General features: G+C 57.2%; 31 protein-coding genes and 1 tRNA gene. 14 read left to right on the plus strand and 18 right to left on the minus strand.

All coding sequences use genetic code 11. The features are described from left to right. Window positions 1–23: 23 nt before the first annotated feature. Window positions 24–1,370: a capsule biosynthesis protein gene (locus AC2TAD_RS09000; RefSeq protein WP_480867246.1), complete on the minus strand. Its 1,347-nt coding sequence runs from the start codon at window positions 1,368–1,370 to the stop codon at window positions 24–26. 140 nt (window positions 1,371–1,510) lie between these two features. On the opposite strand from AC2TAD_RS09000, the gene AC2TAD_RS09005 reads away from it, so the two are divergent. From AC2TAD_RS09005 to AC2TAD_RS09025, 5 genes are all read left to right on the plus strand, one after another. Continuing rightward, window positions 1,511–2,098, plus strand: a complete 588-nt coding sequence (locus tag AC2TAD_RS09005; protein ID WP_170352746.1) for a riboflavin synthase — start codon at window positions 1,511–1,513, stop codon at window positions 2,096–2,098. Between the two features lie 103 nt (window positions 2,099–2,201). Then, window positions 2,202–3,323 carry a 3,4-dihydroxy-2-butanone-4-phosphate synthase gene (gene ribB / locus AC2TAD_RS09010; protein WP_480867247.1) on the plus strand — a complete coding sequence of 374 codons (1,122 nt, stop codon included), beginning with the start codon at window positions 2,202–2,204 and terminating at the stop codon, window positions 3,321–3,323. A gap of 2 nt (window positions 3,324–3,325) precedes the next feature. Further along, window positions 3,326–3,877, plus strand: a complete 552-nt coding sequence (locus tag AC2TAD_RS09015; protein WP_170750556.1) for a 6,7-dimethyl-8-ribityllumazine synthase — start codon at window positions 3,326–3,328, stop codon at window positions 3,875–3,877. Next, a complete protein-coding gene (gene nusB, locus AC2TAD_RS09020) occupies window positions 3,874–4,356 on the plus strand; it encodes a transcription antitermination factor NusB (protein WP_480867249.1) in 483 nt (160 codons plus the stop codon). Before AC2TAD_RS09015 ends, nusB begins: the two co-directional genes overlap by 4 nt. Before the next feature lie 56 nt (window positions 4,357–4,412). Further along, the gene (locus tag AC2TAD_RS09025) at window positions 4,413–4,718 is read left to right on the plus strand and encodes a hypothetical protein (RefSeq protein ID WP_170750560.1); all 306 of its coding nucleotides are present in this window, start codon (window positions 4,413–4,415) and stop codon (window positions 4,716–4,718) included. A 214-nt stretch (window positions 4,719–4,932) separates the two neighbouring features. On the opposite strand, the gene AC2TAD_RS09030 is transcribed toward AC2TAD_RS09025, so the two are convergent. Continuing rightward, complete coding sequence (locus AC2TAD_RS09030) at window positions 4,933–5,358, minus strand: SRPBCC family protein (RefSeq protein WP_480867251.1); 426 nt, start codon at window positions 5,356–5,358, stop codon at window positions 4,933–4,935. Beyond that, window positions 5,355–5,675, minus strand: coding sequence for an ArsR/SmtB family transcription factor (locus tag AC2TAD_RS09035; RefSeq protein ID WP_480867253.1), 321 nt, complete (start codon window positions 5,673–5,675; stop codon window positions 5,355–5,357). Before AC2TAD_RS09035 ends, AC2TAD_RS09030 begins: the two co-directional genes overlap by 4 nt. A gap of 114 nt (window positions 5,676–5,789) precedes the next feature. Here AC2TAD_RS09035 and AC2TAD_RS09040 point away from each other — a divergent pair, with 114 nt between their 5' ends. After that, complete coding sequence (locus AC2TAD_RS09040) at window positions 5,790–6,221, plus strand: MmcB family DNA repair protein (RefSeq protein ID WP_480496355.1); 432 nt, start codon at window positions 5,790–5,792, stop codon at window positions 6,219–6,221. 4 nt (window positions 6,222–6,225) lie between these two features. Here the strand turns inward: AC2TAD_RS09040 and AC2TAD_RS09045 are convergent, their stop codons facing one another. Continuing rightward, window positions 6,226–6,414: a DUF6324 family protein gene (locus AC2TAD_RS09045; protein WP_170352754.1), complete on the minus strand. Its 189-nt coding sequence runs from the start codon at window positions 6,412–6,414 to the stop codon at window positions 6,226–6,228. Window positions 6,415–6,491: 77 nt separating this feature from the next. Between AC2TAD_RS09045 and AC2TAD_RS09050 the strand changes: the two genes are divergently transcribed. Both AC2TAD_RS09050 and AC2TAD_RS09055 read left to right on the plus strand, forming a co-directional pair. Continuing rightward, on the plus strand, window positions 6,492–6,974 hold the full coding sequence (locus AC2TAD_RS09050) for a GNAT family N-acetyltransferase (RefSeq protein ID WP_170750570.1): 483 nt from the start codon (window positions 6,492–6,494) through the stop codon (window positions 6,972–6,974). Between the two features lie 47 nt (window positions 6,975–7,021). Further along, a tRNA-His gene (locus AC2TAD_RS09055) sits at window positions 7,022–7,098 on the plus strand. A gap of 78 nt (window positions 7,099–7,176) precedes the next feature. Here the strand turns inward: AC2TAD_RS09055 and AC2TAD_RS09060 are convergent. From AC2TAD_RS09060 to secG, 10 genes are all read right to left on the minus strand, one after another. Continuing rightward, window positions 7,177–7,983 (minus strand): ABC transporter permease, encoded by an 807-nt coding sequence (locus tag AC2TAD_RS09060; protein ID WP_353393264.1) that lies wholly within the window; start codon window positions 7,981–7,983, stop codon window positions 7,177–7,179. Then, window positions 7,980–8,867, minus strand: a complete 888-nt coding sequence (locus AC2TAD_RS09065; RefSeq protein WP_170751365.1) for an ABC transporter permease — start codon at window positions 8,865–8,867, stop codon at window positions 7,980–7,982. The genes AC2TAD_RS09060 and AC2TAD_RS09065 overlap by 4 nt, the downstream gene beginning before the upstream one ends. A 72-nt stretch (window positions 8,868–8,939) precedes the next feature. Further along, on the minus strand, window positions 8,940–9,653 hold the full coding sequence (locus AC2TAD_RS09070) for a transporter substrate-binding domain-containing protein (RefSeq protein WP_170352757.1): 714 nt from the start codon (window positions 9,651–9,653) through the stop codon (window positions 8,940–8,942). A gap of 32 nt (window positions 9,654–9,685) precedes the next feature. Then, window positions 9,686–10,462 (minus strand): ABC transporter ATP-binding protein, encoded by a 777-nt coding sequence (locus AC2TAD_RS09075; RefSeq protein ID WP_170750574.1) that lies wholly within the window; start codon window positions 10,460–10,462, stop codon window positions 9,686–9,688. A 125-nt stretch (window positions 10,463–10,587) separates the two neighbouring features. Beyond that, the gene (locus AC2TAD_RS09080; protein WP_480845172.1) at window positions 10,588–11,340 is read right to left on the minus strand and encodes a phosphate/phosphite/phosphonate ABC transporter substrate-binding protein; all 753 of its coding nucleotides are present in this window, start codon (window positions 11,338–11,340) and stop codon (window positions 10,588–10,590) included. Further along, on the minus strand, window positions 11,337–11,774 hold the full coding sequence (locus tag AC2TAD_RS09085) for a tellurite resistance TerB family protein (RefSeq protein WP_170352759.1): 438 nt from the start codon (window positions 11,772–11,774) through the stop codon (window positions 11,337–11,339). Before AC2TAD_RS09085 ends, AC2TAD_RS09080 begins: the two co-directional genes overlap by 4 nt. Window positions 11,775–11,794: 20 nt before the next feature. Beyond that, window positions 11,795–12,244, minus strand: a complete 450-nt coding sequence (locus AC2TAD_RS09090; protein WP_170352760.1) for a tellurite resistance TerB family protein — start codon at window positions 12,242–12,244, stop codon at window positions 11,795–11,797. Between the two features lie 123 nt (window positions 12,245–12,367). Next, a complete protein-coding gene (locus AC2TAD_RS09095; RefSeq protein ID WP_480867256.1) occupies window positions 12,368–13,144 on the minus strand; it encodes an isocitrate lyase/PEP mutase family protein in 777 nt (258 codons plus the stop codon). A gap of 94 nt (window positions 13,145–13,238) precedes the next feature. After that, window positions 13,239–14,882, minus strand: a complete 1,644-nt coding sequence (gene pyrG, locus AC2TAD_RS09100; RefSeq protein WP_480867258.1) for a CTP synthase — start codon at window positions 14,880–14,882, stop codon at window positions 13,239–13,241. Between the two features lie 161 nt (window positions 14,883–15,043). Beyond that, on the minus strand, window positions 15,044–15,409 hold the full coding sequence (gene secG, locus AC2TAD_RS09105; protein WP_170353144.1) for a preprotein translocase subunit SecG: 366 nt from the start codon (window positions 15,407–15,409) through the stop codon (window positions 15,044–15,046). A 150-nt stretch (window positions 15,410–15,559) separates the two neighbouring features. Between secG and nthA the strand changes: the two genes are divergently transcribed. From nthA to AC2TAD_RS09130, 5 genes are all read left to right on the plus strand, one after another. After that, window positions 15,560–16,174 carry a nitrile hydratase subunit alpha gene (nthA, locus tag AC2TAD_RS09110; RefSeq protein ID WP_480867259.1) on the plus strand — a complete coding sequence of 205 codons (615 nt, stop codon included), beginning with the start codon at window positions 15,560–15,562 and terminating at the stop codon, window positions 16,172–16,174. Continuing rightward, a complete protein-coding gene (gene nthB / locus AC2TAD_RS09115) occupies window positions 16,171–16,848 on the plus strand; it encodes a nitrile hydratase subunit beta (RefSeq protein ID WP_480867261.1) in 678 nt (225 codons plus the stop codon). The genes nthA and nthB overlap by 4 nt, the downstream gene beginning before the upstream one ends. Beyond that, the gene (locus tag AC2TAD_RS09120; protein WP_480867263.1) at window positions 16,845–17,183 is read left to right on the plus strand and encodes a nitrile hydratase accessory protein; all 339 of its coding nucleotides are present in this window, start codon (window positions 16,845–16,847) and stop codon (window positions 17,181–17,183) included. The genes nthB and AC2TAD_RS09120 overlap by 4 nt, the downstream gene beginning before the upstream one ends. A 213-nt stretch (window positions 17,184–17,396) precedes the next feature. Continuing rightward, the gene (locus tag AC2TAD_RS09125; RefSeq protein WP_480867265.1) at window positions 17,397–18,692 is read left to right on the plus strand and encodes an adenylosuccinate synthase; all 1,296 of its coding nucleotides are present in this window, start codon (window positions 17,397–17,399) and stop codon (window positions 18,690–18,692) included. After that, on the plus strand, window positions 18,692–18,934 hold the full coding sequence (locus tag AC2TAD_RS09130; RefSeq protein ID WP_170352767.1) for a DUF2842 domain-containing protein: 243 nt from the start codon (window positions 18,692–18,694) through the stop codon (window positions 18,932–18,934). The genes AC2TAD_RS09125 and AC2TAD_RS09130 overlap by 1 nt, the downstream gene beginning before the upstream one ends. 7 nt (window positions 18,935–18,941) lie before the next feature. On the opposite strand, the gene AC2TAD_RS09135 is transcribed toward AC2TAD_RS09130, so the two are convergent. Next, complete coding sequence (locus AC2TAD_RS09135; protein ID WP_170750590.1) at window positions 18,942–19,505, minus strand: GNAT family N-acetyltransferase; 564 nt, start codon at window positions 19,503–19,505, stop codon at window positions 18,942–18,944. 185 nt (window positions 19,506–19,690) lie between these two features. After that, a complete protein-coding gene (locus tag AC2TAD_RS09140) occupies window positions 19,691–21,382 on the minus strand; it encodes a hypothetical protein (protein WP_480867267.1) in 1,692 nt (563 codons plus the stop codon). A gap of 123 nt (window positions 21,383–21,505) precedes the next feature. Here AC2TAD_RS09140 and AC2TAD_RS09145 point away from each other — a divergent pair, with 123 nt between their 5' ends. Continuing rightward, the gene (locus tag AC2TAD_RS09145) at window positions 21,506–22,213 is read left to right on the plus strand and encodes a thiamine diphosphokinase (RefSeq protein ID WP_480867269.1); all 708 of its coding nucleotides are present in this window, start codon (window positions 21,506–21,508) and stop codon (window positions 22,211–22,213) included. Here AC2TAD_RS09145 and AC2TAD_RS09150 read toward each other — a convergent pair. Both AC2TAD_RS09150 and AC2TAD_RS09155 read right to left on the minus strand, forming a co-directional pair. After that, window positions 22,158–23,072, minus strand: a complete 915-nt coding sequence (locus AC2TAD_RS09150; RefSeq protein ID WP_480867270.1) for a DMT family transporter — start codon at window positions 23,070–23,072, stop codon at window positions 22,158–22,160. The genes AC2TAD_RS09145 and AC2TAD_RS09150 overlap by 56 nt on opposite strands. Before the next feature lie 45 nt (window positions 23,073–23,117). Further along, window positions 23,118–24,491 carry an L-serine ammonia-lyase gene (locus AC2TAD_RS09155; RefSeq protein WP_480867272.1) on the minus strand — a complete coding sequence of 458 codons (1,374 nt, stop codon included), beginning with the start codon at window positions 24,489–24,491 and terminating at the stop codon, window positions 23,118–23,120.

The raw sequence follows: 24,491 nt of genomic DNA on the forward strand, positions 1-24,491 counted from the left end.
TCCTCAGTCTTCTTTTGTTTGTCTCAAGTTAGCTTGTCATTGAGTTGACTTCCAGCATCAAGCTGTTTGTTTCCTTCAACGATCTTCAACTGTGGCGTCTGCGCCGCGTTACCCGACAGCAGTGTCTCATAGGGGTCGCATTGGGCAAGCAACATATCTGTTACACGCCGCAGCAACTGCCGCCGACCACGTCTGGAGTAAAACCCTCCGGGCACCTGACAGGTTTTAAGCAGGAACTGGCGATAAGCCTGATACGCGGCCGTGTCAGGAGGGGTGGGGTTGCCAAAAAACTGGGCAAATGTCTGTCCCGAGATGAACTCGGGCTTGTTGTAGACGGACCGCCCGAAACTGCGCAGCGGAATTCCGCGCCACAAAACTTGCTGTCCGGCGGTCGAGTTGATGGTGACAGCGGAATTCGCCTCGTTCAACAGCCGCGCAAGCTTTCCACCCGGCACGTAGTGGACACGGTCGCCGACACCATGGGCGTTGGCGATTTGACGGGTTCTGCGGTTCAGGGGTTCTCGGTGGTTTTCAAGCGGATGTTCTTTGATGACAAGCTGGTGGTGACGCGGTGCCCCATCAGCAAAGCCCTTGATGGCCTGTTCCAGAAATTCTGACATGTTGGAATAGTCGGAATGCGATTGAACCGAGCTGTCATGCCCCAATTGCAGCAGCACAAGATGATATGGCATACCGCTTCTGCGAGCGCGAAACGTCGCCCAGCGTCGTTGCAAGCGGTGAAAGGGCATCAGCATAAGCCGTTTGAAATACAGCGTAAATTCCTTGGAAACTGGCAGCTCTCTGTGCCGCTGGAAGTTGCGATACCTCTGATTGAGGAACAACAAAAACCAATGATATAGCGCACCATAAAAGATGTGCTGCCGCATGTCGCCCCAATGCGAAGGCGGCGGGGGATCCTGAGTGTCCGAGCGTTCGAGGGCTTGTTCCATCTGCGGGATCGTAAGCGACATCAGGCGAGAATTCCCGTTCGATCCCATGCGTTCATAAGTGACCCACCACGGACGCAGATAACCTTCTTCGAACACATGCACGGTTATGTTCCGTTCGCTGGCAATCTTGATTGCTTGGGCATGTATTGGGCGTGCGTCGCCGTATAAGACGAGGTCGGTCACACCAAGCGTCTCAGTCAGCCCGCGGAAACTTTCAGGCCATTGCTCAGGACGGTCGGTAAAGGGAATATAGCTTGCACGGTCGAACCAGAACGCGCGGTCACCGGCATTGAAGCCCACACGCCGAACCTCGGCACCTGTTTTGCGCAGCACGCGTGCGAGTGCATTGAAAAACGGTCCGTGCGGTCCCTGTAGAAACAGGAAAACACGGCGCTCAGAGCCTTTTGTGAGTGGTGGCATTGGTGCTGCTCTTGCTCGTTGGTGCGAAATTTATGCCTTTTTGTGCTGCGTCCGGCAAGGCGGGCCTTGCCCGGAACCGCCGATACGCTTACCTCGGCAAGTAGACTGGATGGAATATTAGGAACCGAAGGGTAAAGGAAATGTTCACAGGTATCGTCACCGATGTTGGCACCATTGCCGAACTTGACCAACAGGGCGACCTGCGGGCGCGGATCAAGACCGCCTATAAGACATCCGGCATCGATATAGGTGCCTCAATCGCAAGCGATGGGGTGTGCCTGACCGTCATCGCCTTGGGGGACGACTGGTATGATGTTCAGATCAGTGCCGAGACGGTATCCAAGACGAACCTGTCCAACTGGTCGGTCGGCAAACATGTCAATCTGGAACGCGCCCTTAAAGTCGGGGATGAGTTGGGCGGTCATATCGTGTCTGGGCACGTGGACGGAGTCGCCGAGGTCGTTGCTATCGAGGATGAAGGTGACAGTACCCGTGTGACCTTGCGCGCGCCCAAGGACCTTGCGCGCTTTATCGCACCCAAGGGTTCGGTTGCGCTGAACGGGACGTCTCTGACCGTCAACGATGTGGACGGCAGTGACTTTGGTATCAACTTCATTCCTCATACCAAAGAGGTGACGACATGGGGCGATGTTGCGATTGGAGACAAAGTCAACCTCGAGATCGACACCCTGGCCCGCTACGTTGCCCGCCTGGCCGAAATGTCCTGAGTTAAACGCCGCGTTCTGACCGGTTCGGGACGTTTGCAGACTGGCCTTTGCGCGCGGGGTGGTCTATCCACCCGTGCAAACATGCTCTGCGAAAGGCTGCCCAATGAGCTTTGAAACCCCCGGACCCGTCGAAGCGCAACTGCGCGACGCGATCAGCCCGATTGAAGAGATCATCGAAGAGGCGCGCAAAGGCCGGATGTATATTCTGGTCGACCACGAAGACCGTGAGAATGAAGGCGATCTGGTCATCGCCGCCGAGTTTGCGGATGCCGAGGCGATCAACTTCATGGCCACCCATGGGCGCGGCCTGATCTGCCTGCCGATGACCGCGGAACGGGTGGATGCGCTGGGCCTGCCGATGATGGCGGTGAACAATTCCTCGCGTCATGAAACCGCGTTCACCGTGTCGATCGAGGCACGCGAAGGTGTGTCGACCGGGATTTCCGCCGCTGACCGCGCCCTGACTGTTGCGACGGCCATCAATGAACAAAACACGATGGCGGCCATTGCCACCCCGGGCCATGTCTTCCCCTTACGTGCTAAGCGGGGCGGGGTGCTGGTGCGCGCGGGCCATACCGAAGCTGCGGTTGATATCTCGCGCTTGGCCGGGCTGAACCCTTCAGGCGTGATCTGCGAGATCATGAAGCCCGACGGCACAATGGCGCGTCTGCCCGATCTGGTGGAATTCGCCCAAACCCATGACATGAAAATCGGTACGATCAGCGACTTGATCACCTATCGATCCCGCAATGACAATCTGGTGGTCGAGACGTCTCGTGAAACCGTCAATTCGGAATATGGTGGCGAATGGGAGATGCGGCTGTTCACTGACCAGCTTCATGGCATCGAACATGTGGTCATGATCAAAGGCGACATCACCACGCCCGAACCCGTTCTGACCCGCACCCATGCTTTGCACGAAGCGCCGGATATCTTGGGCCTCGGGCCTAAATCTTCGCGCGAACTGCCGCGTGCGATGGAGAAGATCGCCGAAGAGAGGCGCGGCGTCGTCTGTCTGTTCCGCCAACCGCGCAACTCGCTTTATGCGGTCGAGGATGAAGGCCCTCGGACCATCAAACAAACAGGACTGGGGTCTCAGATCCTGTCCAAATTGGGAATTCACGAGCTGGTGCTGCTGACCGACTCGCCCGAAACCGTATATCTGGGGCTCGACGCGTTTGGCCTGTCCATCGTCGGCACCCGTTCCATCCTCAAGGAAGACTGATCGTGGCTGAACAAGACAAACACGGCGTCCTGCCGACTCCGACATTCGACAAGCCGGTGAAACTGCTGCTGGTGGTAGCACCGTTCTATCGTGCCATTGCCGACAATATGGTTGCCGGTGCCAAGGACGAGATCGAGGCTGCGGGCGGCACTTGTGATGTGGTCGAGGTTCCCGGCGCGTTGGAGATACCCACCGCCATCGCCATGGCTGACCGGCAGTGCAACTATGATGGCTATGTCGCGCTGGGCTGCGTTATTCGCGGCGAGACCACGCATTATGAAACGGTGTGCAACGATTCCAGTCGCGCCATTCAGTTGATGGGCCTGCAGGGCCTGCTGATTGGTAACGGCATCCTGACCGTCGAGAACGACGAACAGGCCGAGGTGCGCGCCAACCCAGAAAAGATGAATAAAGGGGGTGGGGCAGCCGCTGCGGCCTTGCATCTGATCGCGCTCAGCCGTAAGTGGGGCTCTTCCAAAAAGGGCGTGGGCTTCAAGCCACCGTCCGAGTCCATCCTAGTGGCGGGCGACAGCAACGGACCCACGACAGCATGACCCAGACAGACGCGCCTAAACAGGCAAACCAGAAACGCCTGATGAAATCCGCCGCTCGGCTTTACGCCGTTCAGGCGCTGTTCCAGATGGAGCAGTCAGGCCAGACGACCGAAGCAGTCGTGAACGAGTTTCTGGATCACCGGTTCGGTGCCGTCTATGAGGGCGAAGAAATGCTGGACGGCGATATCCGCCTGTTCCGCAAACTGGTCGAAGATGCCGTGAACTATCAGGCCCCGATCGATCAGATGACAGACCGCGCTTTGGTGGCCAAATGGCCCATCGGGCGCATCGACCCGACCTTGCGCGCTGCGTTCCGCGCCGCAGGCGCCGAACTAACCCAAAGCGACACGCCGCCCAAGGTGGTCATCACCGAATTCGTCGACGTGGCCCGCGCCTTCTTCCCAGAAGGAAAAGAGCCGAAATTCGTCAACGCTGTGCTGGACCACGTGGCGCGCGAGGCCCAGCCCGAGGCGTTCTGACGCCTTTACTAGGTGCTCTGGCAGACTAAGCTTCTTGCAGAACAAGGAGTGCCGCAATGCCCAAGCTCATCCGTCTTTATATCACTCAGGTTATCTGGGGCTTCGTAATCTCAGCCGTGTTTGTCGGCGTGCTGTTGGCGGTGAACGTGGCCAATCTGCGCGGGCTGATCTGGGGTTCGGACGTTGGGCTGGTGGCGTTGGTCATGATCTGGTTCATGAACGGGATTGTCTTTGCAGGCGTCCAGTTTGCTTACAAGATCATGAGCATGGCCGAAAAGCCGGGTGGCCCACGGCGCGGCTCGCCGGTCGTAAATCTGTTCAAACCGGTTCCGGTCAAGCAGGATTCCAGCGCAGAGCGCTGAAATTAAAGGAAAATTGCGGCGGGACCACCAGTCAACCGTGCGGTGTGATTCCCGAGGACCTGTATGTACAGGTGGGCGCCAGGTAATCAGGCCAGGACCTGAACAGAGCCAGCCCCCTCGGAATTGCTTAAGGCCACCAGAATGCTACCAGTCACAAGAAGGGCAGAACCCGCCAAGCGCTTAGTTAGGGCGTCTTACGGGCTGGCACAAGGGGTTAAGCGTCAACAGTCTCGTGCAGGGCCTTGCGCATCTTGCCGAAATGCTCGTCCCACCCGTTATCCAGGGCCAGGATCAGGCCGAAAGCCTCTGCGCCTTGTGGCAGGCCTTCGTGCTCCAAAGACAATCGCGTGCCGCCGTCTATGGGTTCTAACGTCCATTTGACTACGCTGACAGCGTCCCCCATCGGTTTCACCGTGAAGGTATATTCAAGATATTGTGGCTTGCGCGCCTCACGCACCTCTCCCCAGATCAACAGATCGCCGCTTGTGGTCCCGAACATCTCAAGCCTTTGTCCTGCGGCCAGTGGGCGTTCGGGCTTGTGAAACCATTCGGCAAGATGTTCCGGTTCGGTCAGATAGGCCCAGACAGTGTCCGGTTCGGCGCGCAGGAAGATGGTCTTTTGCAAAACTGCTTTGGTCATGTCTCTTTCCTTTCAATGGCTTCTTTCAAGTTACGCAGGCGCTCGTCCCAGAACTGATCAAAGAAGCTCAACCAATCCAGCACAGGGGTCATTCCCTGGGGTTCAAGACGGTTGATGCGTTCTCTCCCCCGAGCTTCGACCTGGATGAAGCCCCCGTCCGACAACACGGTCAGGTGTTTCTTGACGGCCGCTCGGGTCATGTCGAAGCAATCTGTCAGTTGCGCGATTGTCATATCCTGCGATGCAAGCATCTGAACGATGTCCCGGCGCGTGGGGTCCGCAAGCGCGCGAAACGCGTTTTGGATTTGGTCAGGCATCCGTTTCCTCATATTCGATACCATTTGGTTTCATATTTATTCAATACCATATGGTATCACGTCAACCGTAATCTCTCCCTTGCAATTTGTTCATGAATTGTTCACATTTTTCCAATGACATTGGATCTACAACCCGGCCAGAAGCTAGCACGCGGCGTGGCGCGTCATCTTAGCGCGCACGGTTTTGTTTCTGTTGAGGAATTCGTGCCGGCGCGCGGGTTGCGTGTGGACGTTATGGGGTTGGGCCCCAAGGGTGAATTGTGGGTAGTGGAATGCAAATCCAGCCGAGCCGATTACCAATCGGATTCCAAGTGGCAGGGCTATTTGGAGTGGTGTGATCGGTTTTTCTGGGCCGTTGATACAGATTTTCCGACCGAGCTGTTGCCGCCTGAGACGGGGCTAATTATCGCCGATGCCTACGATGCTGAAATAATTCGAATGGCACCCGAGGATAAGCTGGCACCAGCACGTCGCAAAAAGATGATCCAGAAATTCGCCACAGATGCGGCCCGGAGACTACACGCGTTGCGCGATCCAAGGCTTTGATACTTCAGCCTTTAACAGCCAGAGCAGCCTGAGCAGCAGCACGGATTTCTTCCGCAATTTCTTCGGCTTCGTCCGGTTCAAAGTCCATCGGAATCTCGACGCCATCCGCCTCAATGAACAGGCGTACCATACCTCGATCGGTTGGGCCGATCTGCAGATTTGCCTGAATGTCACGTTCGGTGTTGATGCTCATTTGCGCCTCCGGGGATGAGGGTCTGTGCTAGCGCGCAAAGACTTGAGAATCAAGACAGAGATGCGCTCAGATACAGTATGAACGATGTAGCAATCAGACTCTTTCGCGCGTCAGATGTGCCTTGGTTGGTAGAGCAGCACGCAATCCTATACGAGCGCGATGAAGGGTTCGACAAAAGCTTTGCCCGGTTGGTGCGCAAGATACTTGACGAGTTCGTGGCCAGTCATGATCCCAAATGCGAATGCGGTTGGGTGGCCGAGCAGGCAGGTGATCGCCTTGGGAGTATTTTTTGTGTCCGGCTAGATGAGGACACAGCGAAACTGCGGCTTTTTTTCCTGGTGCCAAAGGCGAGGGGGAAGGGGCTTGGCAAACGCTTGTTGCGCACCTGTATGAACCACGCGCGTGCTGTTGGTTTCACGAAGATGTCACTATGGACCCATGAAAGCCATAGGGCGGCTTGCGCGCTTTACAAAGCTGAAGGGTGGCATTTGACGGACAGCAAACCAGTGCATTCCTTTGGGGTCGATCTTGTCGAACAAAGCTGGAAAATTCGGCTTTAATCCTCTTGCATTCCCCCGGCGCGTTCGGTAAATCGCCCCTCACGAGTGCCGCCTTAGCTCAGTTGGTTAGAGCGCTGGATTGTGGATCCAGAGGTCCCCTGTTCAAGCCAGGGAGGCGGTACCATTTCCTCGAAAAACGCGAAAAAAGAAACGCACAGGGCAGAGCCGTGCGCGTGTTGTGTTGCGAAAAGGTGCGCCGGGGTCAGCGCACCAGATTCAGCCTCAGTTTCATTTTACTGCGTTTGGCAACCGGCAGATGCCGGTTCAGACGCTTGTTGACCATTCCAAATCCCCAGATCACGGCCAGAGTCAGCAAGATGAAATAAAAGGCCAGAATCGGGTAGGGGACAAACGGATTGAAAGTCTTGTCCGCGAAATATCCCGCGTAATACAGAGCGTCCCCGCGCTGCTGCCAGACCGGGAAGGCCGAGAAGAAGACCAGCGTAGTTGCGTGAAACAGAAAAATCGCCTCGTTGGTGTAGGCAGGCCAGGCCAGCCGCAGCATGGTGGGCCAGATGATGCGGCGGAACCGTGGCCAGCCGGTCATGCCATAGGCGTCTGCGGCCTCAATATCGCCCTTGGGGATCGAACGCAGCGCGCCATAGAAGATCTCGCCCGAATAGGCTGCCGTGTTGAAGAACAGCACGATCAGCGCGCCCAACCAAGCGGATGTCAGGGCGTCAAGGAAGGGAAAATTCTGTTTGAGCGAGAGGAAGAAGAAATAGGCAAAGAAAAACTGGATAAACAGGGGCGAGCCTCGGAACAGGAAGATGAACCATTCCGAAGGTTTGCGCAGCCATTTCTTTGTCGACGCTTTTCCCATGGCCAGTGCAGTGGCCAGAAAGAACCCGGTGATCAGCGCCATGATGCCGAAATAGATATTCCAGATCATGCCCGAGCCGATCAGGGTGAAATGTTCGCATAGCGTGAAACCATCGCGTGGCAGCAACCGCTCACCAATCCCGATCGAACGCAGGCCGTAATCCTGAATAGTCTGAAGACAACTCATGCCGTCGTCTCCTTACGCAGCAACTCTCCGCCTGAGGTGGCCTGACCGTGCGACAGTCTGCGCATCAGGCGTTCCAGGCCAATCTCGGACACACGGGTCATTCCAAGGTAGAACACCAGCAGAGCAAGGAAGTACCACATACGCCAGTCACCATGGGGGTATTGGGTGAATTTCGGGTTCTTGATCGCGCCCAGCTCACGTGCCCAGTACACGATATCTTCGATGCCCAGCAGGAACAGAAGCGGCGTGGCCTTTATCAACACCATCCAAAGGTTGGATAAGCCGGGCAGGGCATAAACCCACATCTGAGGAACCAGAACGCGCCAAAAGGTCTGGCGATTTGTCATGCCATAAGCAGCGGCCGTCTCTAGTTGTGCATGGGGAACCGCGCGCATACCGCCAAACAAGACGTTCGCTGCAAAGGCACCAAAAACGATCGAAAAGGTAATAACGGCCAGAAAGAACCCATAGGTTTCGTGGACCCATTCAGGGGATGTGCCCAGCGGCAATTTCGCAGCCTGACAGACGATAAAATCATTGCCTTGCCTAACCGGGTCCGTCCATTCGGGGCACAGAACTTTGTGTCGCGTCCATTCGAACGCCTGATCCAAAGCGATTACGAAGAACATGAAAAAGGCAATGTCAGGGACACCGCGCACGACGGCGATGTAGCCTTTGCCAAGCCATGCCAGCGGCAAAAAATGAGATCGGGCCGCCATCGCCCCAAGAAAGCCAAACCCCAATGCCACAGGCGCGGTGATTGCCAGCAGCAGCAGAACCTTGAAGAAGGACAGGTAGAACAGCCAATGGACACCGTTGGTCAGGTAACAGGAGAACCAACGGACCGTGCCGAGTGTTTCGGGATCAGTGCAGAACGAGAAAATGTCGGGCCTCTTTGACTTGCAAGGGCTCAGATGCGGCGCGCCCTGTGATCGGGCGCTCCGCTGAGGTTTGGATTAGAAGGTCGAAGACACTTCCCATTTGGTGATAAGCGCGTTCAGGCTGCCGTCATCCTTCATGGATTGGATCGCCGTGTTGAACTTTTCTTTCAACTCACCGTCGGATTCGCGGATGCCCATACCGACACCGCCACCCAGCGGCACTTCGTCACCAACGAATACCATGCCCGAGCCGTCTTCGGTGAAGGGCGCCAGGAAGGATTTATCCGCCAGGACTGCATCCGCCTCACCGTTCTGAACGGCTGCGATTGTTTCTTCGGGGCTGGCGAATTCGACCAGAGTCGCGCCGGAATCGGCGACATAGCCCGCCTGAATGGTGCCGGTCTGCGCAGCGATCACACCACCGGCAAGATCAACGCCATCGGACATCGCAACATAAGCAGACGGATCCGGCGGCGTGTAGTTTTGGGTGAAATCGATGACTTCGTCACGTTCGTCGGTGATCGACATACCGGCGATGATGGCATCGTAGTTGCCCGACACCAGGTTCGGAATGATCGAATCCCAATCGTTCTTGACCCATTCACATTCCAGGTTGGCGCGTTTGCACAGCTCGTCGCCCAGCTCACGCTCAAACCCGTCGATTTCGCCTGCATCGTTGACGAAGTTCCACGGAGCATAGGCGCCTTCCGTGCCAAGACGGACGGTGTCCGCCATTGCCATACCAGCGCCGAGCGCCAGGGCTGCTGTGGTCAGAATCAGTTTTTTCATTGGTTACTCCCCAGTTTGGTCCTGTCCGTTTATTAGGCCGCCTGCGTGGCGGATAGAAAGCCCTGAAGCCTCTTGGATTCAGGGGTGGTGAAGATGTCCTCCGGCAGACCTTCTTCTTCGATGAGGCCCTGATGCAGAAAGACGACATGGCTTGAGATATCAGCCGCCATCTTCATGTCGTGGGTCACAATGATCATAGTACGCCCCTCGGCGGCCAGATCCTTGATCACCTTAATTACTTCTTGCTCCAACTCGGGGTCCAGCGCCGATGTCGGTTCGTCAAACAACAGGGCTTCAGGCTCCATGCATAGCCCGCGCGCGATAGCAGCGCGCTGTTGTTGGCCGCCAGAAAGCTGGGCCGGGTAGACGTCGCACTTGTCGCCGATGCCCACTTTTTCCAGATACTTGCGGGCGCTGTCCTCAACCTCGGCCTTGTCACGCCCCAAAACGGTAACAGGGGCTTCCATCACGTTTTGCAGAATGGTCATGTGAGACCACAGGTTGAACTGCTGGAAAACCATCGACAGGTTCGTGCGGATACGCAGAACCTGCTTAGGGTCTGCGGGTCGGCGGTGATGGTCGCTACCTGTCCAGCGCACGGGTTCGCCCTTGAACAGAATCTCACCCTGCTGACTGTCTTCCAACAGGTTGCAGCAGCGCAGCAAAGTGGACTTCCCGGACCCGGACGAACCGATAAGCGATACGACGTCGCCCCGTCTTGCCGTAATATCCACCCCTTTCAGCACCTCAAGATTGCCGAAACTCTTGTGTAGGTTTTTGATCTCGATGACCGGAGTGGAATCTGTCACGGGCGACCTGAGTGTTGTTGGTGTTGGTGCGGTACTAGGGCTTAAATTTCAGCTCAATGCAATGCGCAAATGACACGATTGGGGGGCGAAACCGTCAAATTGACCAGACGTTCTGGTCAAATCGGTCAGGGAATAAGCTGCTTGACCATGTTCGGAGAGGGGTTTGGAATAGCAAGATAGTCTTGCGCAGGTATGGTGATCAGGTCCAGCAGATGCAGAGCATTGCGGTCGCGGGGCGGCAGAGCGTTGATTGCGTGTCGGACAGCTTTGGCGACAGCGGTCGCGTCCTGTGTGCCCGAGGTGACATAGGGCAAGGCAGGGGTTGGTTCTGTCGCGTCGACATCGCGCAGTTCCGTTCCCAGTTTTGTGTGTTCTTTCAGCATCAACCACGTGAGCGCATCCAGTGCCGCAAAATCGGCTTCGCCTTCAGCCACAGCGCGGGCCGACATGGCGTGAGATCCGGTTTCCAGACCGGACAGAGGACACAATCCCATTTTTTCAAGATGAACCAAGGGGCCTGCCCAACCAGACTGAGACGTCGTCTCGTTATAGGCAAAGGTACCTCGGGAAAGGTCAGCAAGCCCGCGTGAATCCCGTGCGCGTGCCACAAATACCGATCGATAATGACCCGGTGGACAGCCAGACAGACCATAATCGGGCGTACCAACCAACTGAACGTGACCATATAGCCGCGTGCGAAAAGGCATACCGCAGGCCTGCGCGAACAACAAGTCAGGGTTTAGCCAGATATCCCAGGGTTCCGCATCGCGCGTAAGTTCAACCGGGCCGTAACCCAAAGCTGAGCGAATCAACGACCAGTAGCGATCGTTGGCCGGCCGCAGGCTGGGCAAGTCATACATGCCCAGCGCAGCGATCACGACTTAGCGGCCTTCTGTCGGGCCAGTGCCGAGTCTACGTCACTGACGCCCAAAAGACTTACCACGAGCCGTAAGAGTGAATCTTCTTCACCCGTCCGGTGTCCATCCGCCAAAGCAACCGACCACAGGGCCTGAACGACCGCGAGCCGGTCATCATAGGCAACGGCTTCTTTAATGGCACGTGTAAAACGCACAGTGTCCGGTGCCTCGGCTTCAAGATCTTCGGCACGGGCGCGCAAACCGGCGGCCTCGAAAGGGGACAGGCCATAGCGTTCCATGGATATCCGGTCGATGCGGGACATCTCGCTATCGGCATAGTCATTGTCAGAACGTGCGATCCGCACCAAAAGGGCCGTAAGCGCCAGGCGCGCATCATGATCGGGCAGCGGATCGGGCTGCGGGTTTGTCAGGCGGGACAGAAAATCACTAAACATGCGCCAGATATAAAGCGCCGTCAGGTCTCTTCCAAGCGTCTTTGCACGCGGCCACGGGCGGCTTGGCTGTCATTATAGCTTAGACCCATCGCAATCCGGGCCTCTTCGACGATTTTCATTTCGCCTTCGTCCGAGCTGCCATCGGCCAAAACGACTTCCCATAGTGCGTCTAAGGCGGCGAGACGTTCATGCAGATCGGTGGTCTCACGGATCAGCTTGCCGAATGTGTCCGTCTCAGGAGCGGCGGCGTGCAGTTTCTCGCAGGTTGCGCGAACCTTGGCGGCCTCGATCGCGTTGTGCTGATATAACCGCGCCAGAATGCGGTCGATCAGGCTGATTTCTTCCAGCTTATAGTCCCTATCCGCCTGCGCCACGCGCACCATCAGCGCCCCTAGCGCAAGCTCTGCATCAGGGTCAGGCAAATTGTCGTGTTGTGGCGGTCGGAACGCCTGAAAAAACTTTTTCAACATATCGCGAGGTTATTCCATATTTGGTAGCCCGCCAAGCACGGACTACCTGTCATAGCCATCCGTGATCATCAGACCACCATTGACGATCACAATACGCGAAAAAGCGCCAACAAAGCTCGGTTTTCAGCCGCCTTGCTGTAATGCCGCGCTTGCTTGTTCCTGCAACCATCCCAGCATTTGGCGATAGGGCACGGGGCCATAGCTGATACGTGCCACACCAAGCGAGGACAGAGTCGCCGTATCAGGCGTTCCGGGCAATGCGATAATGTTCACCGGCAGTTCGGTCGATTCGCAAAGCCGAGCGATCAATCCTTCGTCCTTAAGACCCGGTGCGAAGAACCCGCTTGCCCCTGCATCTGCGAAGGCACTGGCCCGTGCCATGGCTTCATCCAACATCGCATTGTCATGCTCTTCTGGCTTGGCCTTCAAAAACAAATCTGTGCGGGCGTTGATGAAAGCCGGAACGCCTGCCACGTCGCTTCCTTCACGCATCGCAGCCACCCGCGCGGCCTGGGTTTCAATGTCATAAAGATCATTGGTTCCAACAATTTGATCTTCGAAGTTAAAGCCGACAATCCCAGTCTCCAATGCACGCTGGACGTTGGCCGCAATTGCTACAGGGCTTTCGGCATAGGCACCTTCGAAGTCCAAGGTCACAGGCAAATCGACAGCTGAGACGATGCGACTGACATTGTCCAGCGCAAAGTCCATCGGGATATTCTGACCATCGCCGAACCCTTGAGCCATTGCGACCGGTGCACTGCCTGTCGCAATTGCCTTGGCACCGGCATCGCGCACGGCACCGGCGCTACCAGCGTCCCAGATATTGTAAAGGATCACCGGTGTGCCTTTTTGGTGCAGGGCAGCGAAACGTTCCGCTTGTTTGATCTGATCGGTCATGGCCGGTCTCCTGTCTCGTGTTCCACGGACAGTTAACCCTGTAAACAGGTGTTTCGAACAGAAAAATCCGAAACACCCGTCACGTTAAGGTGACTTAAACCAAGCGAGAAGTGTCCTTGGCCGCGCGGACGAAATCGCGAAACAAAGGGTGCGGATCAAACGGCTTCGACTTGAGCTCGGGGTGATACTGAACGCCGATGAACCACGGGTGATCGGACCACTCGACAATCTCGGGCAGACGGCCATCGGGCGACATGCCCGAGAAGTTCAAGCCCGCTTTTTCAAGTTGTTCGCGATATTTGATGTCGACCTCATAGCGGTGACGGTGGCGCTCCTCGATATTTGTGCCGCCGTAGACTTCTGCTACCTTTGACCCCTCGGCCAGAACCGCATCATAAGCGCCCAGACGCATGGTGCCGCCCTTGTCGTCACCCACTTTGCGTTCGACCTTGTGGTTGCCCTGCACCCATTCTTTCAGGTGATAGACAACTGGCTCAAAACGCTTTTTCCCGGCCTCATGGTCGAATTCCTCGGACCCGGCTTCGGTGATGCCCGCAGCGTTGCGGGCGGCTTCGATCACGGCCATCTGCATTCCCAGACAGATACCCAGATAGGGGACTTTATGCTCGCGGGCATATTGCGCCGCTTTGATCTTGCCCTCGGTTCCACGTTCGCCAAAACCACCGGGCACGAGGATGGCGTGGAAGCCCTCAAGATGCGGGGCGGCGTCTTCAGTATCGAAGACCTCGGCATCGACCCATTCGACCTTGACCTTGACGCGGTTGGCCATGCCGCCGTGGGTCAGCGCCTCGGCGATCGACTTATAGGCGTCTTCCAACTGAGTGTATTTGCCGACGATGGCGACCTTGACCTCGCCCTCGGCGTTGTGGATGCGGTCGCTGACATCCTCCCATTTGGCCAGATCGGGCTTGGGGGCCGGGCTGATCTGGAATGCATCAAGAACCGCCTGATCCAGACCTTCGCGGTGATAGGCCAGCGGCGCATCATAAATGGTCGACAGATCCTGCGCTGCAATCACGCTGTCGGAGCGCACGTTGCAGAAAAGCGCCAGCTTTTCACGTTCTTTCTTCGGAATCGGGCCTTCCGAGCGGCAAACTAGAATGTCGGGGGCCAGACCGATCGAACGCAGTTCCTTGACCGAGTGCTGGGTCGGTTTGGTTTTCAACTCGCCCGAGGCCTTGATGTAGGGCAGCAGCGTCAGGTGCATAAACATGCACTGACCGCGCGGCTTGTCCTGACTGAACTGACGGATGGCCTCAAAGAAGGGCAGACCCTCGATATCGCCCACGGTGCCGCCGATTTCACAAAGCATGAAATCGACCTCATCCTCGCCAATGGCAATGAAATCCTTGATCTCATTGGTGACGTGCGGGATCACCTGAATGGTCTTGCCTAGGTAGTCTCCGCGGCGTTCTTTCTCGAGCACATTCGAATAAATCCGACCCGAGCTGACCGAGTCGGTCTTGCGAGCAGCAACACCTGTGAAACGTTCATAGTGGCCAAGGTCCAGATCGGTCTCGGCCCCGTCATCGGTGACGAACACTTCGCCATGTTCAAAGGGCGACATCGTGCCGGGGTCAACGTTCAGATAGGGGTCCAGCTTGCGCAGGCGAACCGAATAGCCTCGCGCCTGCAACAAAGCGCCCAAAGCCGCCGAAGCCAGCCCCTTGCCCAAGGACGAAACCACACCACCGGTGATGAAAATAAAACGCGCCATGTTGTTCGGCTAGCTCCCGTGAGACGTCAAAATCAGCTGCCCGACGGTTTACGAAAAACCGCTGCATCACGGGACTTCACACATAAAGGATTCGCGCCCAAAGCGCAAGAGAACCGCAAGATGCTGTTGCAGTTCTCTTTCAGATTTCTAGGTTTTGTGGATCAGTTCGCTTGCGGGATCAGCGGCGCGTTGTCGCCCTGCGCCGGAGGCAGCAGATCATCTGCCGACGGAACCGCCGGTGTGCTTTCCTCGACCGGGGCAGGCGCCGGAACGCCCAGACGGTCGATGACCGAGCTGCCCGAGGATTTTTGCGCGGCGAGAATGGTCAGCGTGATCGAGGTGACGATAAAACACGCTGCCAGAATCCATGTGACCTTGCCCAACGCGGTTGCTGCTGCGCGGCCGGTCATGGCGCCGCCACCGCCGCCACCCATACCCAGGCCACCGCCTTCGGACCGCTGCATCAGAACAACGGCGATCAGGCCCAGAGCCAGAAGAAGATGGATGATGAGAACGACGTTTTCCATGGTGGTCCTGTACAGCGTGGCGTGTATCGCGTGGTACTTATGCAAGTTTGGTTCCGGGGGCAAGTCAGGACTTTGCATCACACCCCATGATGTGTCCTATCACAGCAAAGGGACTGGACAGATCGGCGAAAGCTGGCGCACCCTGCCGCCATGCCTCATGACGATCACGACCACCCGCACGCCCTTTTGCCACCCGAACCCGCTCTGCGCGTCAAGGCGCTGGAGACGATTCTGACCCGCAAAGGGTTGATTGATCCGGAGGCGCTGGATGAGATCATTGATACCTACCAGAGTAAGATTGGCCCTCAGAACGGGGCACGGGTTGTTGCAAAGGCTTGGCTGGACCCGGATTTCAAACGTGCTTTGATTGAAGACGCCACGCCCGTTGTCGCCGATCTTGGGTTCTATGGCCGTCAGGGCGAGCATATCGTGGTGGTCGAAAACACGCCCAAACAGCACAACATGGTCGTTTGCACGCTTTGCAGTTGCTACCCTTGGCCGCTGCTGGGAATCCCTCCGGGCTGGTACAAGTCTGACGCTTACCGTGCCCGCGCTGTGCGCGAACCGCGTAAGGTGTTGGCCGAGTTTGGCGTTACCCTGTCGGCTGAGACAGCCGTGCGGGTTTGGGATTCAACGGCCGAGATTCGCTATCTGGTCCTGCCGATGCGCCCCGACGGCACCGAAGGGCTGGACGAGGATGCCCTTGCCGCGCTCGTGACCCGTGACAGCATGATCGGCACCGGCTTACCCAAGGTGTCCGCATGACCCGCGTGCACGACATGGGGGGCCGCTTTGGAGATGGTCCGATCAACCCCGAGCCTAACGATGCCCCGGTCTTTGCCGAGGATTGGCACGGCCGCGCGCTGGCGGTGACGCTGGCCGCCGGGTTTCTGGGTCAATGGAACATCGATACTTCTCGGCACGCGCGCGAGAGATTGTCGCCCAAGGATTATGCTCGGTTCTCCTACTACGAAAAGTGGATTTCCGGCCTTGCCGATCTGTTGGTGGAAAAGGCCGTTCTGACTCGCGAGGATTTGTCAGAGGCGGGCTCAAACGATCCGCACCCTCTGGCCGCACGGATGCTGAAGGCTGAGGCGGTGGCTACCGCGCTTGCTAAGGGCGGTCCGGCAGATCGCCCGTCGGACGTGCCGGTCGCGTTCGAGATCGGGCAACAGGTGCGCACCGCCCATCCTGCGGCCAATCGCAAGGTCGATGGCGGGCACACGCGCCTACCGATTTACGCCTCTGGCGCAACAGGGCGCATTCTGCGTCTGCATGGCACCCATGTTCTGCCGGATTCCAGCGCGCATGGTTTGGGCGAAGCGCCGGAACCTCTCTATGCGGTGGTTTTCTCGGCGTCAGAATTGTGGGCGGACCCGGAGAACCAAAGGGATGAGGTCGTACTGGACCTATGGCAAAGCTATCTGGAGGCGGCATGACCAATTGCCCAAACCTCAGCGCCCCTGCACCTGTCTTCTCTGAGCCTTGGCACGCACAGGTTTTTGCCGTGACCGTAGCCCTGAACGAGGCCGGGCGACTCGACTGGCCCGATTGGGCAAGTATGTTCTCACGCACCCTCAAACAACACGGTCTTGAACGAGAGCTTGACGGGGGCGATGACTATTTCAACGCGTGGCTGGAGACGCTTGAGAACTTGCTTGCCGATCAGGGCACAGCGGCATTTGATGAGATATCGAACCTGCAGTCAGCATGGGAAGAAGCGTATCTGACAACGCCGCACGGGCAACCTGTGCATTTACGGCAAAGCGGGTAGGGGGCTCTGCCCCCGCCGCCCGTTCCGGGCGACTCCCCCGAGGTATTTGCGGCCAGATGAAGCAGGGGATCCGCTCTTCATCTGGCTAAAAATACCTCCGCCGGAGGCAGCGCGCGCAGCGCGGTTCAAAACTGCGGCGAATTATCGGTTTCCCTGCCGCGTTCTCCTCGCTATACGAGCGAGGTTTGATAATTCAGCGCAAAAGGACCGGGTATGGCCAATGTGGTTGTTGTCGGCGCCCAGTGGGGTGACGAAGGAAAAGGCAAGATCGTCGACTGGCTAAGCGAGCGGGCAGACGTAATCGCGCGTTTTCAGGGCGGGCACAATGCCGGGCATACTCTGGTCATCGAAGGCGAGGTCTATAAGCTGCACGCACTACCATCGGGCGTTGTGCGGGGCGGCAAGCTGAGCGTGATCGGTAATGGCGTGGTGCTGGACCCGTGGCATCTGCTCAAGGAAATTGGCACCATTCGCGCGCAAGGTGTCGAGATTTCGCCCAACACTCTGATGATTGCCGAAAATACTCCGCTGATCCTGCCGATTCATGGCGAGCTGGACCGGGCGCGCGAAGAAGCCGCCAGCAAAGGTACCAAGATCGGCACCACCGGCCGTGGTATCGGCCCAGCTTATGAAGACAAAGTGGGTCGCCGCTCTGTCCGTGTTGCTGATCTGGCCGATGAGGCGACGCTGGAGGCCCGAGTAGATCGTGCGCTACAGCATCATGATCCGTTGCGCAAAGGACTGGGTATCGAACCTGTGGACCGTGACGCGCTGATTGCGCAGTTGAAAGAGATCGCGGCGGAAATTCTGCCCTTTGCGGCTCCGGTCTGGAAAGTGCTGAATGAAAAGCGCAAAGCCGGTAAGCGCATTCTGTTCGAAGGTGCGCAGGGAGCCCTGCTGGATATCGACTTTGGCACCTATCCGTTTGTGACCTCTTCCAACGTGATTGCAGGGCAGGCCGCCACGGGTGTTGGTATCGGCCCGGGTTCGATCGACTTTGTTCTGGGCATCGTTAAAGCCTATACAACCCGCGTGGGCGAGGGTCCGTTCCCGACCGAGTTGGACGATGCAGATGGGCAGCGTCTGGGTGAGCGTGGACATGAGTTCGGCACCACCACCGGGCGTAAGCGCCGGTGCGGCTGGTTTGACGCCTGTCTGGTCCGCCAGACCTGCGCGACCAGCGGTGTGAACGGTATCTCGCTGACCAAGCTGGATGTTCTCGACGGGTTCGAGACACTGAAAATCTGCGTCGGTTACGATTTGGATGGCGAACGTCTGGACTATCTACCCACCGCCGCGGATCAGCAGGCACGCTGCACACCGATTTACGAAGAAATGCCGGGTTGGAGCGAATCCACCGAAGGCGCGCGCAGCTGGGCCGACCTGCCAGCAAACGCGATCAAATATGTGCGTCGGGTCGAAGAACTGATCGAATGCCCGGTTGCCCTTTTGTCCACCAGCCCGGAGCGGGATGACACCATTCTGGTGACCGACCCGTTTGCCGACTGATGAGCGATAACGAGAAAACCGGCCTTAGCTATAAAGCCCGGCGGCGGTGGTCGCTGGTGCTTTTGCTGGTTGGGCTGCCACTGTACATCGTCGCAGTTGTGACTGTGGTCAACTGGTTGGACCGCCCACCGATTTGGCTGGAATTCCTGATCTACGTGGTGCTCGGTATTCTTTGGGCGTTGCCATTCAAATTCGTATTTAAGGGCGTCGGAAAAGAGGATCCGGATAATCCGTCTGAATAGGGCGGTTCTAACGGCCGCCCCTGACCTCAATTCTCGGCCAGGTCAGGATGGCCCGAGCGAGGGCGTGGTATTCGCCCGAGATTTCTTCGACCAGGCTGAAAGGCGTGGGCCATGGGGGGGTCAGGGTCGCCTCGACCTGACCCGTGACCAGTTTCAGATCGGCTTTGTGTTTAGACGCCAAGCGGCGCATTCTTTGGTTGGTCGCCAAACACATCATGTGAACTTCTCGAAACCCGCGATTTCGGGCGGCGGCAATGATCCGGGATAAAAGCGCGTCGCCGATGCCTCGGTCCTGCCAGGCGGTTTCTACGGTAAAGGCTAGCTCAGCCACCTGATTTTGGCGGTCTGGTACTGTTCGCAATTCCCCAACGCCGCGCAAACAGGAATCGGGAAACGCACCGTACACCAAAGCACCGTCATCAAAGATCCGGCTTAGGTAAGCGTCCAGGAAGGTGCGGCTAACCGGAGCACCAAATCGCGATGCGAGTGCATCGGTGTCCAGGCTGTTGAAATGGCTTGTAACTTTCGGCGTATCGTAAATTCTTAGTCGTCGAATTGGTAGTTCATACATGGCTTAGCCTCTGCTTGAACAGTGTCTATAGGACTAGTTTCTACAGTTTCGATACTATCATTTTTCTGCGCTGCAGCATAGCTGACGTTTCGTCATTCCCGCATTAATCCGCCGAGGATTGGAAAAGGCATAAAAAAGAGGCCCGAGAAAACTCGGACCTCTTCCATCTTTGTGTTTACTGGCCGTCAGCCCGCAGCGCGCTCGTCATCATCGGGTCGGAACCCGATCTGAGTAGAGGCCGCGAACCGACCACCCCCGGCTTTTTCGATTTTGCCGTCGCGCAAAAGCTGCCCAAACGAGCGTAGGCTCTCTTCTCGATTGAACTCATCCTGCTTCAATGAGCGGATTTTGTTCATAAGCTGCGGACGCGAGAATTGTTCCTGACCTTCGACAAAGGACAAGTAGGATGCTGCGGCCTCTAGAAGGTCCGGCAGGGATTGGGCACCCTGTTCCTGAGCATAAAGAGCAAATCCGCCTTCTTCGGTCGCGTTGTCTTGTTCCTGCGCTCGGACGCGGCGTGGGATTACAGGGTCGTCAGAAGATGCTTGTGTATCAACGCGCTGTTCAGCGACCAGTTTCAGTGGGGCCAGTGCCTCGGGCTGCGGACGCGTGGTTTTCGCTTCAACCTCAGGGCGGCGGGGGCTGATGGACGAGGTCATATCCCGGTACTCGTCCTCATCGGAGTCCGCCAGAGTTCTTTTAGGTGCTTTGCCACTGCGTTCGGCCTCAGTGGCCGCGACGGCAGCGCGCAAATGCGAATAGGTCTCGCGCTGGTCGCTGGCTGCGGGGTCGTCCATTTGGACGTCGGCTTTGTCCATCAACCGCGACACGTCCTGGTCCATGCCGGATACGTCTGCGCCAGAGTCTGCAGCGCGCCGTGCCAGGAACTCTTCAACGTTCGAAATCTCGCTCAGCAGGTCTTCTTCGTCGTTTGCCGTCAGGAAACCTTCGGGAAGTACCTCTTCGTCTTCATCCTCGGTCGCGGCCTCGTCCTCCATGGCGTAATCGCTGAGGATGTTCACGATTTCTTCGTCTTCCTCAGGCGCATTGTCTTGAGAGGACGGTTCGTCCTGAAGATCAGTTTGTTCGAATCCGGCGGCTAGTTCGGTCTCTTCTTGTGCCTCCAGCGGTTCCTGCGCTACGGGCGGTTCGTTCACCCTCGCGGGTTCATCGATCGCAGGTTTCTGATCTGGTTCTGCATGGTCTTCGAAGGCCGGTTCTTGTTGGAAAGCGGTGGGCTCTTCCTGTTTGGGTTCCTCCAGGGTTTCCTCGAAATCGGCACCTTGAAAATCAGGGGTTTCAGTCTCAAGATTCGGGGTGTCTTGAACCTCTTCTTCGAAATCCGAAGAGCTTAGGGTTCCAGCCGCAAACGCGGCCGCGACGGCGTCGCTGGGGCCGGCATCGGCATTCATCAGCGACGTTTCTTCGTCCTCGGCGTAGATGACTGTGTTTTCGTCGGTATGAGAAACCACGGCCCGAATGCGCTGAAGCTTGGCAGCAATACTGTCCGCTGCGAGTGGTTCTGCATTTGATAACGGGTCAGTTTCGGGCAAAGTTGGTTCTTGCGCCTGTGCCGTGGGCGTTGGGAGCGGGGCAGAAGCGATGGGTGCGGGCGCGGGCTGATCTGTCGAGCGTAATACCAGCCCGTGATCGTCATGGCTGGCTTCGATCCGCCGCGCGGCATCACGCTGCGCAATACGCGCCAGCATTTCCGCATCCGGCTGAGGGGGCTCCGATCCGAAATAGCGATCTTCCGCAGCCAGATCGCGGAAGTACTCTGCAATCGCCTTCATCGTCTCGAAAGAGTCGTCGAAGCCTTCCAATGTGCATGAGAAGGTGCCGTAGGAAACGGTCAATACCTTGTTATTCTGTACCATCAGACGCACGTCCTTTACAAACTACGAGAGCCAACCCACCCGTCAGAAGGTATAGCTGTTGACCCAGAACTATGCCCATGAACCTATCATTTTGTGGTCTCAATGTGTCCAAATCCGGGAAAAATGATCAATCTAGGAAAAAATATACCGATTGTGCGTACAAACGAGCCAGTTTTGTTGGTCGGCGGTGGACAAATCGGGCCGGAGGATCTGAATCAGACGCTGATTCGCGCCAAATGCGTCGTCGCTGCTGATGGTGGGGCAAATCATTTGATGCGATTTGGACTGGTTCCCGATGCCGTAGTTGGGGATTTTGATTCGCTTGAGGCCGTTGCAGAGGCTCAGATTCCACCAGATCGACTGTTTCGGATTTGTGAACAGGATAGCACGGATTTCGATAAGGCCCTGCGCAGCATAGATACGCCATTGGCGCTGGGCGTCGGCTTTCTGGGAGGGCGACTGGATCATCAGTTAGCAGTGCTTAACACTCTGTCTGTTAGGCAAGATCGGCCTTGTATCTTGATTGGATCGCATGAAGTCGTATTTCATGCGCCGCCTCAGATCTCGCTCAATTTAGGATCGGGCGATGTGGTTTCATTGTTTCCATTTCGGCATGTAACGGGGCGGAGTCAGGGGTTGGAATGGCCCATAGATGGTTTGCAGTTTGCTCCGAATGGGCAGATTGGGACGTCCAATCGTGCGGTGTCTGATGTGGAGTTGCAGATGGACGGGCCGGGTATGCTTGTGATGTTGCCGCGCGACGCTTTGGATCAGGTCATGCAGGCGTTTCTGTCGGGGCAGACCGGGCGCTGGCCCGCTCTCTTAGAATGACGTAAAGCCCCGAAGCGATCGTTATGGAGATGCCAACGGCGGCGATGCCGTTGGGCAGGTCACGGAAGATAAACCAGCCGAACAGGGTGGCCACCGGTATCTCAAGATATTGCATTGGGGCAAGTGTGGCCGAGGGCGCATAGCGCAGTGACCAAGTCATGAACAGATGTGCCACCGTACCCAGCAGTCCAATGGCCCAAAGCAACACATACGTGTTGCCGGTCGGTGCGATCAAAGACAGTTCCCATGCACCCGCGGCGGTTCCGATCAGAAGAAACGGTAACATGATCACCGAGGCCATTACGCCAGACACCGCTTGTAGGGAAATCGGATCGGTCTGTTTGGCGATTTGCCGGGTGACCAGCATGAACAAGGCGAAAACAACAGCAACCACAAGCGGTAGCAATGCCGCTGCGCCGACTTGCGCAAAGCTTGGCTGGATTACAAGCAAAGTACCAATGAACCCTACGATACACGCGATCAGGCGGCGCAGGCCCACTTCCTCTCCCAGCACGTATTTACCCAGCAAAAGCATGATGAAAGGCATAACAAAGACAATGGCGACCGCGTCCGCCAAAGGCAGGTATTGCAGAGACGTAAACATCGCGCTGATGCCGATGATTTGCAGAATTGTCCGCACAACCGTCAGCCGCAGCGCGCGGCCTTGCATCTTCCAAGCACGTCCAGTCAACGCAACCAGAGGTGCCAGCACCAACGCCTGAACGGCAAACCGGACGAAGACCAGCATCGCGACCGGTGTTGTCTCTCCCAGCAGTTTGGCCATCGCGTCGCCTGCGGGGGCGAGGATGCAAAAGCCAAGCATCAGCATGATGCCAAGAACGGGGCGATCGACTGTCATATCGATTACGCTAAGCCGTTTAAACGGCCGATGAAAGCCGAAGCGTCAGCAGTTCGGTACGTTCACAGCAAGACCGCCCAACGAGGTCTCTTTGTATTTCTCGTGCATGTCATGGCCGGTTTGGCGCATGGTCTCGATCACCGCATCCAAGGGCACAAAGTGATGACCATCCCCACGCAGCGCCAGTGAAGCTGCCGAGACGGCCTTGATCGCCCCAAGCCCATTGCGTTCGATGCACGGCACCTGCACCAATCCTGCAACCGGGTCACAGGTCATTCCCAAATGGTGCTCCAGTGCGATCTCGGCGGCGTTTTCTACCTGTTCGGGCGTTCCGCCCATAACCGCGCACAACCCTGCAGCGGCCATGGCGGACGCACTGCCCACCTCGGCCTGGCATCCGGCTTCAGCCCCAGAAATCGAAGCGTTGAACTTAACCAGCCCTCCGATGGCCGCAGCAGTCAGAAGAAAGTCTTCGATACGGCTTTCCGAGGCGCCCGGCACGTGGTCCAGGTAATACCGCAATACGGCAGGTAGAACACCGGCAGCGCCGTTGGTTGGGGCGGTGACCACCTGACCTCCGGCGGCGTTTTCCTCGTTCACGGCCATGGCGTACACGCTCATCCAATCGTTGATTGTATGAGGCGCGTTCAGGTTCATGCCGCGTTCGGCCTGCAGCGCATCGTGGATACCCTTGGCCCGGCGACGCACATGAAGACCGCCGGGCAAAATGCCGTCGGTGGTCAGGCCGCGCTCGATGCAGTCATTCATCACTTGCCACAGCCTCGCAGTGCCTTTGGCAAAACTGTCTGCACAGCCGCGCGAGATTTCGTTGGCGCGCTTCATTTCGGCGATGCTTTTGCCGCTGGCCTTGGCCATGTCCAGCATCTCGACCGCCGACTTGAACGGGAAGGGCACAGGAGCACCTTCGTCTGTCGCTTTGCCCTCGGCCAGTTCTTCTTCGGTCAGAACAAAGCCGCCACCGATCGAGTAGAAGACCTGGCGCAGGATGACGTCGCCTTGTGCATCGGTGGCCATCAGGATCATGCCGTTTGCATGGCCCGAAAGGTGATGTTCATAGTCAAAGATCAAGTCAGTCTTAGGATTGAACTCAAGCGTGGGCAGCCCCTCGGGGGAAACACTATGCGTCTCATGGATCTCGGCCAGCGCAGCCTCGGCCATGTCGTGGTCGTAGGTATCGGGCACAAATCCAGCGAGGCCCAGAATGGTTGCCCGGTCAGTTGCGTGTCCGACGCCAGTGAACGCCAACGAACCATGCAAAGACCCACGCAGCCCCGTAAATTCGAAGGGCGACGCCCGCATCTGGTCTAGAAACCGCGCAGCGGCGACCATCGGTCCCATTGTGTGCGATGAAGACGGGCCGATGCCCACTTTGAACATATCGAAGACTGACAGGAACAT

The sequence above is a fragment of the Ruegeria sp. HKCCD7628 genome (assembly GCF_057221005.1).

Coding starts and splice junctions, on each gene's coding strand:
- AC2TAD_RS09150 (WP_480867270.1), bottom strand. CDS start 23,072: ATGACAGTCGATCGCCCCGTTCTTGGCATCATGCTGATGCTTGGCTTT.
- nthB (WP_480867261.1), top strand. CDS start 16,171: ATGACCCGCGTGCACGACATGGGGGGCCGCTTTGGAGATGGTCCGATC.
- AC2TAD_RS09000 (WP_480867246.1), bottom strand. CDS start 1,370: ATGCCACCACTCACAAAAGGCTCTGAGCGCCGTGTTTTCCTGTTTCTA.
- AC2TAD_RS09090 (WP_170352760.1), bottom strand. CDS start 12,244: ATGTTGAAAAAGTTTTTTCAGGCGTTCCGACCGCCACAACACGACAAT.
- AC2TAD_RS09045 (WP_170352754.1), bottom strand. CDS start 6,414: ATGAGCATCAACACCGAACGTGACATTCAGGCAAATCTGCAGATCGGC.
- AC2TAD_RS09035 (WP_480867253.1), bottom strand. CDS start 5,675: ATGCCTGACCAAATCCAAAACGCGTTTCGCGCGCTTGCGGACCCCACG.
- AC2TAD_RS09005 (WP_170352746.1), top strand. CDS start 1,511: ATGTTCACAGGTATCGTCACCGATGTTGGCACCATTGCCGAACTTGAC.
- AC2TAD_RS09085 (WP_170352759.1), bottom strand. CDS start 11,774: ATGTTTAGTGATTTTCTGTCCCGCCTGACAAACCCGCAGCCCGATCCG.
- secG (WP_170353144.1), bottom strand. CDS start 15,409: ATGGAAAACGTCGTTCTCATCATCCATCTTCTTCTGGCTCTGGGCCTG.
- AC2TAD_RS09145 (WP_480867269.1), top strand. CDS start 21,506: ATGATCAATCTAGGAAAAAATATACCGATTGTGCGTACAAACGAGCCA.
- pyrG (WP_480867258.1), bottom strand. CDS start 14,882: ATGGCGCGTTTTATTTTCATCACCGGTGGTGTGGTTTCGTCCTTGGGC.
- AC2TAD_RS09135 (WP_170750590.1), bottom strand. CDS start 19,505: ATGTATGAACTACCAATTCGACGACTAAGAATTTACGATACGCCGAAA.
- AC2TAD_RS09025 (WP_170750560.1), top strand. CDS start 4,413: ATGCCCAAGCTCATCCGTCTTTATATCACTCAGGTTATCTGGGGCTTC.
- AC2TAD_RS09095 (WP_480867256.1), bottom strand. CDS start 13,144: ATGACCGATCAGATCAAACAAGCGGAACGTTTCGCTGCCCTGCACCAA.
- nthA (WP_480867259.1), top strand. CDS start 15,560: ATGCCTCATGACGATCACGACCACCCGCACGCCCTTTTGCCACCCGAA.
- AC2TAD_RS09130 (WP_170352767.1), top strand. CDS start 18,692: ATGAGCGATAACGAGAAAACCGGCCTTAGCTATAAAGCCCGGCGGCGG.
- AC2TAD_RS09140 (WP_480867267.1), bottom strand. CDS start 21,382: ATGGTACAGAATAACAAGGTATTGACCGTTTCCTACGGCACCTTCTCA.
- AC2TAD_RS09060 (WP_353393264.1), bottom strand. CDS start 7,983: ATGAGTTGTCTTCAGACTATTCAGGATTACGGCCTGCGTTCGATCGGG.
- AC2TAD_RS09070 (WP_170352757.1), bottom strand. CDS start 9,653: ATGAAAAAACTGATTCTGACCACAGCAGCCCTGGCGCTCGGCGCTGGT.
- AC2TAD_RS09030 (WP_480867251.1), bottom strand. CDS start 5,358: ATGACCAAAGCAGTTTTGCAAAAGACCATCTTCCTGCGCGCCGAACCG.
- AC2TAD_RS09040 (WP_480496355.1), top strand. CDS start 5,790: ATGACATTGGATCTACAACCCGGCCAGAAGCTAGCACGCGGCGTGGCG.
- ribB (WP_480867247.1), top strand. CDS start 2,202: ATGAGCTTTGAAACCCCCGGACCCGTCGAAGCGCAACTGCGCGACGCG.
- nusB (WP_480867249.1), top strand. CDS start 3,874: ATGACCCAGACAGACGCGCCTAAACAGGCAAACCAGAAACGCCTGATG.
- AC2TAD_RS09155 (WP_480867272.1), bottom strand. CDS start 24,491: ATGTTCCTGTCAGTCTTCGATATGTTCAAAGTGGGCATCGGCCCGTCT.
- AC2TAD_RS09125 (WP_480867265.1), top strand. CDS start 17,397: ATGGCCAATGTGGTTGTTGTCGGCGCCCAGTGGGGTGACGAAGGAAAA.
- AC2TAD_RS09120 (WP_480867263.1), top strand. CDS start 16,845: ATGACCAATTGCCCAAACCTCAGCGCCCCTGCACCTGTCTTCTCTGAG.
- AC2TAD_RS09050 (WP_170750570.1), top strand. CDS start 6,492: ATGAACGATGTAGCAATCAGACTCTTTCGCGCGTCAGATGTGCCTTGG.